The organism is Methanobrevibacter acididurans, from assembly GCF_046197875.1.
Taxonomy (GTDB): domain Archaea; phylum Methanobacteriota; class Methanobacteria; order Methanobacteriales; family Methanobacteriaceae; genus Methanobrevibacter_A; species Methanobrevibacter_A acididurans.
On the sequence record NZ_CP166991.1, the window covers coordinates 1,021,418 to 1,035,568 of the forward strand.

General features: G+C 25.1%; 13 protein-coding genes. 2 read left to right on the forward strand and 11 right to left on the reverse strand.

All coding sequences use genetic code 11. The features are described from left to right. Positions 1–7: 7 nt before the first annotated feature. Entirely contained in the window at positions 8–1,861 is a 1,854-nt protein-coding gene (locus tag ACA135_RS05120; protein ID WP_409197691.1) for a sensor histidine kinase, read from the reverse strand. 359 nt (positions 1,862–2,220) lie between these two features. Between ACA135_RS05120 and ACA135_RS05125 the strand changes: the two genes are divergently transcribed. Beyond that, entirely contained in the window at positions 2,221–2,679 is a 459-nt protein-coding gene (locus ACA135_RS05125; RefSeq protein WP_409197692.1) for a GIY-YIG nuclease family protein, read from the forward strand. An 11-nt stretch (positions 2,680–2,690) separates the two neighbouring features. On the opposite strand, the gene ACA135_RS05130 is transcribed toward ACA135_RS05125, so the two are convergent. The 10 genes from ACA135_RS05130 to ACA135_RS05175 form a co-directional block, all read right to left on the reverse strand. Then, entirely contained in the window at positions 2,691–4,040 is a 1,350-nt protein-coding gene (locus ACA135_RS05130) for a sensor histidine kinase (RefSeq protein WP_409197693.1), read from the reverse strand. Between the two features lie 37 nt (positions 4,041–4,077). Then, positions 4,078–4,497, reverse strand: a complete 420-nt coding sequence (locus ACA135_RS05135; RefSeq protein ID WP_409197694.1) for a hypothetical protein — start codon at positions 4,495–4,497, stop codon at positions 4,078–4,080. A gap of 96 nt (positions 4,498–4,593) precedes the next feature. After that, complete coding sequence (gene cfbC / locus ACA135_RS05140; RefSeq protein ID WP_409197695.1) at positions 4,594–5,394, reverse strand: Ni-sirohydrochlorin a,c-diamide reductive cyclase ATP-dependent reductase subunit; 801 nt, start codon at positions 5,392–5,394, stop codon at positions 4,594–4,596. Between the two features lie 15 nt (positions 5,395–5,409). Further along, positions 5,410–6,645 carry a U32 family peptidase gene (locus tag ACA135_RS05145; RefSeq protein ID WP_409197696.1) on the reverse strand — a complete coding sequence of 412 codons (1,236 nt, stop codon included), beginning with the start codon at positions 6,643–6,645 and terminating at the stop codon, positions 5,410–5,412. 155 nt (positions 6,646–6,800) lie between these two features. Next, positions 6,801–8,189: an amidophosphoribosyltransferase gene (purF, locus tag ACA135_RS05150; protein WP_409199089.1), complete on the reverse strand. Its 1,389-nt coding sequence runs from the start codon at positions 8,187–8,189 to the stop codon at positions 6,801–6,803. Between the two features lie 115 nt (positions 8,190–8,304). Beyond that, positions 8,305–9,360 carry a hypothetical protein gene (locus ACA135_RS05155; RefSeq protein WP_409197697.1) on the reverse strand — a complete coding sequence of 352 codons (1,056 nt, stop codon included), beginning with the start codon at positions 9,358–9,360 and terminating at the stop codon, positions 8,305–8,307. 20 nt (positions 9,361–9,380) lie between these two features. After that, positions 9,381–10,346 (reverse strand): UDP-glucose 4-epimerase GalE, encoded by a 966-nt coding sequence (gene galE, locus ACA135_RS05160; RefSeq protein WP_409197698.1) that lies wholly within the window; start codon positions 10,344–10,346, stop codon positions 9,381–9,383. Between the two features lie 238 nt (positions 10,347–10,584). Beyond that, the gene (locus ACA135_RS05165) at positions 10,585–11,766 is read right to left on the reverse strand and encodes an NAD(P)/FAD-dependent oxidoreductase (RefSeq protein WP_409197699.1); all 1,182 of its coding nucleotides are present in this window, start codon (positions 11,764–11,766) and stop codon (positions 10,585–10,587) included. Between the two features lie 24 nt (positions 11,767–11,790). After that, positions 11,791–11,958: a 4Fe-4S binding protein gene (locus ACA135_RS05170; protein WP_409199090.1), complete on the reverse strand. Its 168-nt coding sequence runs from the start codon at positions 11,956–11,958 to the stop codon at positions 11,791–11,793. A 267-nt stretch (positions 11,959–12,225) separates the two neighbouring features. Further along, positions 12,226–12,834, reverse strand: a complete 609-nt coding sequence (locus ACA135_RS05175; protein ID WP_409197700.1) for an acyltransferase — start codon at positions 12,832–12,834, stop codon at positions 12,226–12,228. 219 nt (positions 12,835–13,053) lie between these two features. Between ACA135_RS05175 and ACA135_RS05180 the strand changes: the two genes are divergently transcribed. Then, positions 13,054–14,094 carry an ATPase gene (locus ACA135_RS05180; protein ID WP_409197701.1) on the forward strand — a complete coding sequence of 347 codons (1,041 nt, stop codon included), beginning with the start codon at positions 13,054–13,056 and terminating at the stop codon, positions 14,092–14,094. Positions 14,095–14,151 lie beyond the last annotated feature (57 nt).

Sequence of the window (14,151 nt, forward strand, 5' to 3'; positions counted from 1 at the left end):
TCACAGCTTAAATTTGGGGCATTATGAAAATAAATTCAACACCATTATTTTCCACTATCTCATATTCTGCAGATAATTGACTGGATAAAGCATTCATTAATTCTATACTAATATTTAAATCTTTATTAGAAAGATTAAAACCCCTACCATTATCTTTAACTTTTAATATAGCTTCGTAATTATCATTCTGGAATAAATTTACATCAATAACTCCTTGAATGTTTTTTTCTTTTAAATACTCCCCATTATTGAATCCATCGATTATAGAATTATTTAATAGTTCATTAATTATTAAACCTAATGGCACAGCATTATCTAAACTTATAAATTTATCTTCAACATTATTATTAATTGTTAAATTAGGAATATTACTGTAATGATTTTTAACTTCACCAATTAATAAGTCAATGTAATCTTTAATATTTATTTCTGAAAATTGTCCTGACATGTAAAGGTTTTCATGAACTAATGAAATTGCTTTAATACGTGATTGACTATCATTCAATACATTTATCACATTTTCATCTTTAATTTGATATTTTTGTAAGTTAAGTAAACTTATAATAATTTGCATATTATTCTTAACACGATGATGAACTTCAGTTAATAATACATTTAATAATTTTAAGGAAGACTTCAGATTACTTTCATCTTTTTCAATATCAGTTACATTAACTATAACATTTATACTACCATTAAAATTACCATCTTTTAAAATTGGTACTGCATAACCACTTAAATATAAATCTTTACCTTGAACTGTTACTTTATGAGATTCAATGAATTCTGTTGTTAAATTTTTACAAGATTTTAAATATAAATCTTTTTTTATAAACAGTTCAGGAGAAACATCCATAAAGTTTTTACCTAAAAAAGTATCTTTATCTAATTTTAATATTTCAAATAATTTAGAATTTGCATAAGTTATAATATGATTTGAATCAGTTACTAAAACCATATCATTTGTATAATCTATTAATCTTTCAAAAAATTTTTCCCTTTTATCAGATTTCATCTTTAAAATTATACTATTAATATCCTTTTTATTAATGTTACGTACAAATGCAAAAATTAATAAATAGAATACAAATAATAGAATAAAAGTTATTAATCCTTCAAATGGAAAGTCTTTATGCATTAAATAATTTGTATGGTTTACAATAGGAGAAATAAATAGTAATATTGAAAACATTATTACGGAAAATATGCTTAAAAAATATCTTCCAAAACGACTGCTCAAGTTATTTAAACAGAATATTCTCATTAAACCCTTATCTGGATGTATTAATAAAAAGGCAAAACCTAAGATGAAATAGGTTACTAAAGCACGAAAAGCTAAATTATGGTTATGCATACCTGGTTGTAAGTAAAAGAAAAATCCGATAATTCCAGTTACAAGTAGTATGAATGATAATATTTGTGATTCTTTAACATATTTTTGTTTAATTGTTAAATATAACAATACTAAAAAGGAAGATAAACATAGAGCATAAATTATATTAGAAATCCTAAGAATAAAACTTGGATTAATAAAAATTATGAATAGAAAAAATATTATAAATAAAATTAATGTTAAGAAAAATAATCTTTTAATTAAAATTTCATATTTTTCCCTAAACTTTGAAATGGACAATAGTGCAGTTACAGAAAAACAGAGAAAAAAGGTACTTTCTATCATGTAACGTTGAAAAAATTTAATATCTGTTATGGATACTAAGTTAAAAACCATACTCACTACAAATATTAAAATAGATAGTAAAAATAATAGTTTACTTAATTTTTTTAAATTATTAGCATAAACTTGATCTACTAATCCTGTTAAATATTTTTCATATTCCCCATCTTTAGTATTTTCAAACAATTGTTTATCTCCGATTCATTAGGAAAAAATTTTGTAATATAATCTTAATTTTTATCTTTGATTATTATTTATATTTAACTAAGACATAAGTATTAACATATCCCTAGAAAAATTTAAACATTAATTTCGATTTTATAATCAATTAAATAGTAAGTTTATTAATTAAATAAAAAAAATATGAAAGGTAAATAGTATTAAAATAGAAGTATAAGTTAAAATTATATTTTACTAATCCAACATATAGATATATAGATAACTAAATAAGAAAAAAGACTTTACTATAAAATATTAAATAAAGAAAAAATAAGAAATTTAAAAAAACCATTAGTTTTAATAAAAATTTTAAAAAGAGAAAAACAATGACATTAAAAGGTTCTTATTGTTTAATTATACATTTAAAAAAAAATGAAAATATAAAAGTAGGCAGTTTATACTCTAAACTAAAATTAAATAAAGGATATTATGTTTATATCGGATCTGCTATGAATTCACTAATTCCTCGGATTAACAGACATTTATCTCAAGAAAAAAAATTACATTGGCATATCGATTACTTATTAAAAAATAAAAATACTGAAATTGAAGAAGTCTTATTCAATATTTCCAATAATAAAATTGAATGCAAATTAGCAAAAAAAATAAGTGAAAAAGGAATGGAAATACCAAAATTTGGATGCTCTGATTGTGAATGTAACAGTCATTTAATTTATTTTAAAAATTATGAAGATGCAAATGAAAACATTAAAAAGGCATTTAATTACCTTAATATGGATTACCATAACTTAAACTATTTTAAAAATAAACTACAAAAAAAATAAGTTATTGATAATTAAACTTTATTTTTAAAAGTTATTGAAACTTTAGTTCCATTCTTACTATCAATTTCATATGTTCCTTCAATTTGAGCAACTAAACTATTAATTAAAGTGGAACCTATACCTGTACCTTTACTTAAAGAATTATTAATACCAATACCATTATCTTCAATAATTAAAGTAAACAAACCTTCATTTTCACTTAACTTAATCCATATTGTTCCTTCATCCCGACCTTCAAAAGCATACTTAATACTATTTGTTAAAAGTTCATTAATAATTAGACCAAGAGAAATTGCAATATCTAAATTTACATATGTTTTAACTAAATCCATTTTAAAAGTAATTTTCTTAGAAGTAACATAAGATCCTTTAATCTCACGAACTAAATCATTTATATAATCAAAAATATCCATATCCTCAAAATTTAGATTTTTATACAAATTCTCATGAACTAAAGCCATACTACGAACACGAGATTGAGTCTGAAAAATAGCTTCTTTAGCTTCTAAATTATCTATTTTATGGGATTGAATACTTAATAAACTAATAATAATTTGCATATTATTCTTAACACGATGATGAACCTCAGTTAAAAGATCATTCTTTTCTTTAATACTTTTTTTAAGAACTGATTGTTTTTCAATAGATTCAGATATATCAAAAGTTGTTATAACAACACCATCAAATTGATCATTTTTAATAAAAGGTATTACCCATCCATTAAAATTTCTATTAATATTTTGAGATTTATGACTAAATTCAAAAAATTGAGGTTTCAAGGATTTTTTTACTTCTAAAACATGATTTTTAACAAGAGCATCATATTCTGTGAAATAATTTAAACCAATAATACCTTCATCAACCCCGATATATTCATAAAAAACATCATTTGCATAAACAATCACATCTTTTTCATTTAAAACTAACACACCCTCAACAGTATACTGTAGTATATCTTCAAATAATACTTGCTTTTTTTCTGCTTCTTCCTCAGATTTAATACGAGTAAAATCAGCAAAACTAATATTATTAATATAATAAAAAACTAAAAATATTAAAAATAAAACTGAAGATAATATTAAAAAAAATTCATTAGAGATAAAAGCAAACCATTCAGATTTAAGGATTAAGATTAATGTAAGCACTACAATAAAAATACTGCCAAAAATGAAAATATTCCTTCCAAAAACACTATTTTTAGTTTTAAGATTTAATTGTTTTATAATTCCTTTATCAGAAGTATAAGCTAAGAATAAAAATGAAATTATTAAATAAGCTAAGAAAAAAAACAATACCACAATACTTTTAAAATTAGTATCCACATAAGTTATTGCAAAACCCACAAATCTTTCAATAATCAAAAATAAAGCTAATACTTGAGCAAAAGCATAATACTTTTTAAAGATTAAGGAATAAGAAAGGAATATAATTTAATATAATAAATAATAACATTAATTTACCAAAGCTAAAAATAGATGATAAATTAATTAAATTAATTAAATATAAAACAAATAAGCCAGTCATCAAAATCATTAAAGCAAGAAATAGTTTAGAAAATCTATTTAAATACTTTTTATGAAGATTTTTTTCATTAGCAACTAATAAAAACCCAATACAGAATAGTGATAAAAATGTAGTGCTATATATTACAAAATTTTTATCGGGTAATGGCCACAAAAGATTTAAGGAAATCACAATTAAACAGATTATTAGCATTATAACAGCAATTAGAACAGAATATTTTTTAAATTTATTAACAAGAGTATAATTAATAAATGCACTATAATCATTATCATCTTCTAATAACTTGTTTAACATGTTTTATACTTTCCTAATAATTACAATATATACATATAATAATTTTTTTGTTAGTAAGTATTAAAATAGTTTTCTAAAAAAAAGTAAATTTTATAATTAAATAAATTGTTTAAAAAATTTTTCAAAATCTTCATCATTTAATGGGTCAGGTACTACATAATCAGTGTTATCTAATATTTTTAAAGCTAAATCATTATATTCTCCTGCTTCATCAGATTCAGGATATTTTTCAACAACTGTTTTAGCATCTAATTCACTTTGTTGTATAAGATTACTTCTATGGATAGTTCCAATTACTTTAGTACCTATCTTTTCAGCAAATAATTTAACAATATTCTCTTCATTAGGTATATTTTTACAATTACAGATTATACCTGCAAGGTTACCATGTAATTTTTTAATTCCTCGAGAAATATTATTTGCAGCATATAATGACATATATTCACCAGATGATACTATAAAAACTTCATCAGCATAATCTTCACGTAGAGGAACTGAGAATCCTCCACATACTACATCTCCAAGAACATCATAAAATATTATATCTAAATCTTCATTGAATGCACCAACATTTTCTAAACGTTTCATCGCAACAATAACACCTCTTCCTGCACATCCAACTCCAGGTTCAGGACCTCCACTTTCCACACATTTTATCCCATTATATCCAGTGAAAACTAAATCATTTAATGTTGGTTTATGATTATCTTTTAAGGTACTAACTACTGTAGGTATTCTTTTACCATATAATGTTCTTGTAGTATCTGCTTTAGGATCACAACCAATAACCATTAATTTTTTTCCTTGTTGACTATATGCAGCTGATATATTCGCTACTGTTGTAGATTTTCCTATTCCACCTTTTCCATAGATTGCTATTTTTTTCTGTTTTTTCAAACTTTAACCTCCTAATTATTCCCTTTTAATTAATTTATATACATAATCACTTTCTCTTAATTTTTCAGATATTAATATTGCTACATTTTGGCCTTTATAAGCAGTTTGTATAGGTTTTTTGTTTATTTGCATTGAACTTATTTTATGAGTTATTGAACCTGTTGTTGGTCCCTGAATCATTATTTCATCCCCTAAATGTAAATCATCCCAAATTTTTAGCTCAGCAACATGTATTTTATTATAATAGTTTACTACTTTACCAATATCTTTTTTAATGTATTTAGATTGATTATTTTGACTTTGAGTGTAAGGTATTTTAAAGTAGAATCCTGTGTCAAATCCTCGATTAAATACTTTATTTAATTCTTCCATCCATAAAGGGTTATATTCATAGTTTCCAGTTTCATATGAATTTATTGCTTCACGGTAGACTTTTGTAGCTGTTGCAACATAATCAGGAGATCTTGCCCTTCCTTCAATTTTAAAAGAATCCACACCTGTTTTCATTATTTCCGGTATATGTTCAATTAATGCCATATCTTTAGGTGAGAAAAAATTAGTATGATATGAATTATCATATGCTTGTGTTATTATGAAAGATTCATCTTCACATTCTGTTGTGTTTTCAACATTTAAATTATTACTTCCTTCATAATTTAATTTCCATTCTTTTCTACAAGGTTGAAGACAATCCCCACAGTTTGCACTTCTATTATACAATCCATAACTTAAAAAACATCTACCACTAATAGCCATACACATAGCTCCATGAATAAATATTTCTGTTTCTATTGGAGATTTATGTGCTAATTTAGAAATTTCCTTTAGATTTAATTCTCTTGAGAGTATAGCTCTTTTAACTCCTAATTCATTTAATATTTTTAATGTTTCTAAATTAGTAGTGTTTTCTTGTACACTTAAATGAGCTTCTAAATCATTTTCTATTACAGAATGAATTAATCCTAAATCAGATAGAATTATTCCATCAGCACCCGCTTCTTTAATAGAAGGTAATTGTTTTTTCATTAAATTAATATCTTTGTCTTTCATTATAGTGTTAGTACAGACATATAATTTACTATTATATTCTTTAACAATTTCTGCAACTTTTTTTATGTCTTTAATTGTGAAATTGTTTGCATTTACTCTCATATTTACACCTTCTAATCCAATGTAAATTGAGTCTGCCCCATTTTTTAGTGCTGCAGATAAGCTTGTGAAATTTCCTGCCGGTGCTAATAATTCTACCATTTTTAATACTTACCTTAAATTATTTTTTTGTAAACTTATAAAAGAATATTAAATTATTGAAAAAGAAATTTATTTGAAAAAAGAAATTAATATTTAAATAGAAAAATATTTAAAAAAATTGTGAATAAATAGAATCTGAAAATTCCATTTAAATTTTAAAATTTATAATAAGATTCTGGAGTAGCTGTATCTGGAATACAAGTAGGATATTCTTCAGTTATACAACCTAAGCATAATTCTTCTCTATCAAATCCTATAGCATCTATTAAATCTTCAATAGTGATATATCCTAAAGTTTCTGCCCCTAATTTTTGTCTGATTTCTTCAACAGAAAAATTTGCAGCAATTAATTCCTTTTTTGTAGCCATTGCTACACCATAGTAACATGGACTTATGACTGGTGGACAACCTATCATTAAATGAACTTCTTTTGCCCCAGAAGCTTTTAATACATCTATTAATGATTCTGAAGTTGTTCCTCTAACTATACTATCATCAATTAAAACTATTTTTTTATCTTTTAATTCTGAAGCTAATGGGTTTACTTTTAATTTAACTGCCATTTCTCGTTCTTCTTGAGTTGGCATGATAAATGTTCGTCCAACATAACGATTTTTAATTAAACCTTCAGCATAAGGTATTCCAGAAGCCCGTGAATATCCAATAGCTGCAGGTATAGATGAATCAGGTACTGGCATTACAACATCAGCATCATCAATAGGATATTCTTCATAAAGTTTTTCCCCTATCTTTTTACGAACCTCATAAACTGTTTTACCATCTATAATACTATCAGGTCTTGCAAAATAAACATATTCAAACATACATCTTGCAAGTGGGAATCTTCCTGCAATTTCTAAAATATGACTTTTAACTTCATCACCATCAAAGTATACTATTTCACCAGGTTCTAAATCACGTATATATTCTGCATTAATAACATCTAATGCAACAGTTTCAGAAGCTGCTATATATACATTATCTTTTTTACCAAGAACTAATGGTTTTATTGCTCTTGGATCTCGAATTATATATAAATCATTGTTTATAAGTATTGTTAATGAGTAAGATCCTACAATATCTTTTGAAATAGTTTCTAATACTTCTATAATGTTATCATTTTTTTCATGTTCTCTTTTAATAAGATAACATAATACTTCAGAATCAGTATCTGATTGGAATTCATAACCATCTTGGATTAATTCTTTTCTCAATCTAGCAGAATTAACTATATCCCCATTATGAGCTATTGAAATGAATCCATCATCGAAGTCTGTTACAAATGGTTGTGAGTTTTCAAGTTTTGATTTACCAGTTGTTGAGTAACGTACATGTCCAATACCAACATTTCCAACTAAATTTTTGATTTGATCATCTTTAAAAACATCAGTTAATAAACCCATTCCACAGTAATAATTTAAGCCAGAATCATGATTAAAAGTAGCTATTCCTGCTGATTCTTGACCTCTATGTTGTAAAGCATATAATCCATAATAAATTAATGAAGATACATCAAAATCTTTATTTGTTGAGTGTATCCCCATAATTCCACATTTATCTCGCAATTTATAGTCTCCGTAGTTATAAAAAAAAATTAAAAAATATTTATAATTAATTAAATATTTAGTTATTCATAATATATAATATTTTATTTATTTCTTAATCCCAAAGGTTTTGAAAATTTGACATATCATATTCATCATTATTATTTTCATTTACACCATTAATTGAATTATCAATATCCTGATTTTTAGTATCAATATTATGATTTAAATCGTTTTGTAAATTTTCATTATTATCTAAGAATATTAAGGTTGTTCTAATTATTTTTAACCAATCAATTGCTTCATCTTTAGTTTTTGCCACTATAAAACCTTGACCTACAATCACATTTAATGGTTTAAAATTGTTTGTTGCATAAATGACTTTATCTTCATTTGGTAATAATTCATCAAAAGTTTCTTGCCATAATTCTTTAAGGTTAAATACTTCTAATAAATCTTTGGTGTATATATTTGCAAATTTTGATTTGAAATTACTGTATTCAGATTTAATTTCATCTAAAGTATTTTCTAAGCTTTGTATTTCTTCTTTTAAACTTTGATTATTATCTGTTAATTCTTTAGAATAATTAATTGCATTAGTATTCTCTAAATTTAATTGTTCATTAGTTTTAATTAATTTCCCATAATCTATTTTTAAATCATATAATTCTTTTTGAACTTCACTTATGTCTTCTCTATTTAATATAGATGTTAGGGATGCTCTAATTATACTATTATGAATTTCATGCTCTAATTTAGATGGTTCTATAAATTCATTCCCATTAGCATTTGAGAATATTAAATATTCCACATAATTATAATCTGTTTTTAATTCTTTGTATTGATTAATAAATTGTTCTTTTCCTTCAGATGTTAAATCAATGGCAATTAATATTAAATCAGAACCTATAATTGATTTTTTCATTAAATTTATATCTTTTGTTGGTATTATTGAAGAAACAGACATATTATAATTATCTGTTAAGTGCATATTGTTTACAGCTTTAATTAAAATTTCAGCGGCATTTAAATCTTTTACAATTATTTTTACATCTAAAATATTTTTTTCATAATCATGAGCTTCTTCTGAATATTGATATTTTTCTTCGGTGCTAGGGGTTTCTAATTCTTGTGAAATTTCATTTATATTAAAATTATTTTCATCTTCCATTTTAATTAATCCTTCATATTTTATTGTTTTTTATGCCAATTCCATGCAGTTTCTACAATTTTATTTAATGTATCATATTTTGGTTTCCAGTTTAATTCTTTTCTAATTTTAGTAGAATCTGCTACTAATTTTTCTGGATCTCCTTTTCTTGGTGATTTAATTATTGTGGGAATTGTGGTTCCTGTAACTTCTTGACAAGTATTAATTACTTCTTTTACAGAGAAACCTTCTCCATTTCCAAGATTAAATATTTTTGATTTTTGTTTATCTTTTAAATAGTTTAATGCTAAAATGTGTGCTTTGGCTATATCATTTACATGCACATAATCTCTGATACATGTTCCATCAGGAGTGTTATAATTTTCTCCATAAATTGAGATGTAACTTTGTTTTCCCATTGCAGTGTTAAGGATTAGTGGAATTAAGTGTGTTTCAGGATTGTGCATTTCACCTATTTCACTTTCAGGATCTGCTCCTGAAGCATTAAAGTACCTTAATGCGATATAATTTAAATTTCCATTTTTAGATTCATTTTCTAAAGTTTTTTCAACAAGTAACTTTGATTGTCCGTAAGGATTGATTGGTTTTGTTGGAGCATTTTCAGTTATTGGCATTTCTAAAGGATTTCCATATAATGATGCTGTTGATGAGAAAATGAAATCTTTAACATTATTTTGTTTCATTACTTTAATTAAGTTTAAAGTATTCTGGTAATTGTTTTTTAAGTACATTGCAGGATATTCAACACTTTCAGGTACTGATGTAAATGCTGCACAATGTATTACTCCATCAATTTGATATTTATTGAAAATTTTATTTAATGCTTGAGTATCTTTTAATTCTGCTTCTACAAGTTTACCCCATTTTACTGTATTTTTATTACTGCTTGAGAAGTTATCAAGCACAATTGTATCATATCCATCTTTGTTCAATAATTTATTGATATGTGAACCAATATATCCTGCTCCACCTGTGATTAAAATCATACTTTTTATTACTCCCATTATATTTGTAATTTTTATTAAAATTTAGATTGTACTTATAAATATTTAGAATTGAATATTAGTTAAATATTTAATTATGTTTATAATTATATTTATAAAAGATTTTGGAAATGGAATTAAATTAATTCATGAAAATTTTTAAAAAAAGAATATTTATGTTAAATTTTAAAAAAGAAAAAATGGTGGTGGTTGATTGTATTTTTAAGTAAATTATTTGTGTTTAGAATAATTTACCTAATTTTAATACAGCTTTTGGTGATACTTTAATTAAATTTTTAACTAGCTCTTCTGTGTTTGCTTTTTCAAATTCAATATCTTGGAAAGCATTTGCTACACTGTTTAATTCTTTATCGTTTAAACTGAGTAAGTAATCTTTTACTTTCAAGTATTTTTTCATTTCATCACCGATTGCGTCTCTTAAGTTTGTATCATATTCTTTGAGACGTTTTTCACTGTAATCTTTTTCTTCAATTGCTTTTGCAGCTACTTTACCTGCGTGTAAACCACCTGTCATTCCACTGATGATTCCTCCACCAGTTAATGGATTAACTTGTCCTGCTGCATCTCCAACTACTAAAAGATTGTCTGCATATATTTTTTTATGGATTCCTCCAACTGGATCTCCACCAACATTCATTTCTACAGGTTGTGCTTCTTGTAATGAATCACAGTTTGCTACGAAATCATCTAAATATTCTATTGCAGGTTTTTCTGCCACATTAGGTAATACTGCTAATCCTACGTTTGCTATGTCATCTTCTTTAGGGAAAATCCATACATATCCTCCAGGAGCAACACTTCCAAAGTAGAATTCTATAACATTTCTATCTTTAAGTTTAACATTACACATTTCGTATTGTATACCTGATTCCATATCTTTTGCTTTTGTGCTTGTTTTTAATCCTGCCCATCTTGCAATATGTGATTCTGGCCCATCTGCTGCTATTAAAATTTTACATTTTATTTCAAATAGTTCGCCCATTTTTTCACAGGTAACTATAAATCCATCTCCATCTTTTCTTACTCCTTTTGCTTGAGTTTTAATGAAGATTTTTGCTCCTTCTCTTGCTGCATCCATTGCCATGTATTTATCGAATACTTTTCTTTCTAAGATGTATCCTGCTTCAGGGATTTCAATTTTATCATTGGTTAACCATACATCAGTTCCATCTGGAGCTACTAATCTTACTCCATCTAATTCACGTGTTACCCAACGTGGGTTTGGTTCTACTCCAACTCTTTTTAATCCATTTTTAGAGACTCCTTCTGCACATCTTTTTGGAGCACCTATTTCTGCTTTTTTATCCATTAATATTACATCTGCTCCGCCCATTGCTGCATGTTTTGCTGCTGAGGAACCTGCAGGACCTGATCCTACTACTAATACATCAGTTTTAATCATAAGTATCATTATCTCCTAAATATTTTATTGTTTTTCTAAAGCATGTAAAGGACATGTTTTTATACAAATATCACATTTTTCACTACATTCGTCTTCATCAAAAACTAAATTAGTTTCTTTTACTTCAATACAATTTTTAGGACATACTCCAGCACATGCACCGCAATATGAACACCAATCTTTTATTATCATCATAGGGTTCTTAACTCCAGAAATATTTATTCTTTTATATTAATTAAAAATTTATAATTGTTAACTTAATTTAACCATATTTTTTCTTTTTTAAAAATTAAATATTTAGTTATGTAAAAAAAAAATTTTTATTATGGTTTGTAATTATAAAAGTTATAATATCTTAAATTTAAGTCAATGTAATATATATATTTTTCTAAAAAAAGTATTATTATTCAAATATCAAATTATTTAAAAAAAACTAAGGGAAGATTATAAAAATGTTTTTTAAATAATATTTTTAACTCTTAATGATGCTGCTAATGGTTTTATCTTAGCTGGTGTTCCTATAGCTAAATAAAATGGAGGAACACTTCTTGTTACGACTGCTCCTGCTGCAACCATAGCACCTTCCCCTATTTCAAGATTACTTAAGAAAGTGGTATTAGCCCCAATTGAAGCTCCTTTTCTTATTCGTGGACCTTTTAATTTGTAATCTACTCTTATTGGATATCGATCATTAGTAAAACATGCACATGGCCCTATAAACACATTATCTTCAATTATAGTGTTTCTTGGAATATATACGTTTGATTGAATACTTACATTATTTCCAATTACACATTCTCCTTCTATTACAGTATTTGTACCAATGAGAACATCATTTCCAATGTTAGTTTTTTCACGTATCACTACATTATGACCTGTTTTGAAATCATCCCCAATTACAACATCATTGTAAATAATACTATTAGATCGTATAACTATATTTTTCCCAAGGACAGGTTCTTTACTGAATCTTTTATAGTTCACTCCTAATTGAATATTATTTCTACTTAATTGTGGACTATCAGTAGTAGTATCTTCATCACCTAATATTCCAAAGAATTTTGCCATTTTATCTTCAATCTCCCCTAAATAAATTAATTTTATTAATTGTAAATCTTGACTTTAAAAAAAATTATTAAAATAATAAAATGAATATCAAAAGATAATAATTTTTTTAATATGATAATGATATATAATTACAAAGTATTTAAAAATTTTGTAAAAAAAGTTTAATATGATTATAAAATTAAGTTTATTATAAGTCTTAAATTAACTGAGGGAAAAATTTTGAAATTTACTAAGGAATATATTTTAAATAAAATCTACGAAATTCGAAAAGATATTGGTCATGACCCTATAATTATTAATATTCATGATATTATTTATAATGAAGAAGAAGATGAATTATGGATTATTACTACTGATAGACCTGATAAATCTGCTGTGATTGGTAAAGGTGGATGGGTAGTAGGTAAATTACGTGAAGATTTAAGTATTAATAGTATTCATGTAGAAAGTTACAGTGATTTTTTAACTAAAGAATATAGATTAAATTTATCATTAAAAACATTAAATATGTTTCGTGAAGGTTATCCTAAATTAAATAACCCATTAGTTAATTTAAGTAAATTAATTATGGATAAATTAAATAATCTTTATAGTTTTGATTTAGAACAATATTTTAATGAACATGATTTTGTTGAAAGTGACAAGCATTTAGCTGTTGTTGCTTTGTCTGGTGGTGCTGATAGTTGTTTTTCTCTTATTTTAGCTAAAATGTTAGGTTTTAATCCGATTGCTATTAGTGTTGATCCTGGTACTATTGTATTACCAAAACAGTTTAAAGAAAATATTGAAAAAATTACAAGTGATTTAAATGTCCCTCAAGTGTATATTCCTGTAGATTATAGTGAAATTATTCAAGAAAGTTTTAATGGTCGTTTTCATCCCTGTGGTAAATGTTCTGATGTTATTGAAAAAGAAGTTTTAAAATATTCTATTAAGAAAAATATTCCTTTAATGATTTTTGGTGATATGTTATCTACAGGTAGTCAATGCATTACAAAACAGTATAGTGGAAATAATGAAGTTTTGAGATTGAATTTACCAGCTTGCATATCTTCAACTAAAATGGAGCATAAGAAATTGAATAAAAATTATAGTCTTAAAAAGATGGAAGGATTTGGTTGTCCACTCCTACATGAAGTTCATAAAAAATATCCTTTTATGAAAAAATATAGTATTCAAAGAATTTTACGTGAAACACGATCAGGAGTTTTAGAACCAGGTGAAGCTTTAAAATTAATTTGGAGTTTTTATAAAACATGAAAAAATAGTTTTAATAATGTATAAAATAAATTAATAAATAATTAATAATTAAAAAAA

Excerpts from the sequence above, each read along its gene's own strand:
- ACA135_RS05125 (WP_409197692.1), top strand. The coding sequence starts at position 2,221 with ATGACATTAAAAGGTTCTTATTGTTTAATTATACATTTAAAAAAAAAT.
- ACA135_RS05135 (WP_409197694.1), bottom strand. The coding sequence starts at position 4,497 with ATGTTAAACAAGTTATTAGAAGATGATAATGATTATAGTGCATTTATT.
- ACA135_RS05145 (WP_409197696.1), bottom strand. The coding sequence starts at position 6,645 with ATGGTAGAATTATTAGCACCGGCAGGAAATTTCACAAGCTTATCTGCA.
- purF (WP_409199089.1), bottom strand. The coding sequence starts at position 8,189 with ATGGGGATACACTCAACAAATAAAGATTTTGATGTATCTTCATTAATT.
- ACA135_RS05155 (WP_409197697.1), bottom strand. The coding sequence starts at position 9,360 with ATGGAAGATGAAAATAATTTTAATATAAATGAAATTTCACAAGAATTA.
- galE (WP_409197698.1), bottom strand. The coding sequence starts at position 10,346 with ATGATTTTAATCACAGGTGGAGCAGGATATATTGGTTCACATATCAAT.
- ACA135_RS05165 (WP_409197699.1), bottom strand. The coding sequence starts at position 11,766 with ATGATTAAAACTGATGTATTAGTAGTAGGATCAGGTCCTGCAGGTTCC.
- ACA135_RS05170 (WP_409199090.1), bottom strand. The coding sequence starts at position 11,958 with ATGATAATAAAAGATTGGTGTTCATATTGCGGTGCATGTGCTGGAGTA.
- ACA135_RS05175 (WP_409197700.1), bottom strand. The coding sequence starts at position 12,834 with ATGGCAAAATTCTTTGGAATATTAGGTGATGAAGATACTACTACTGAT.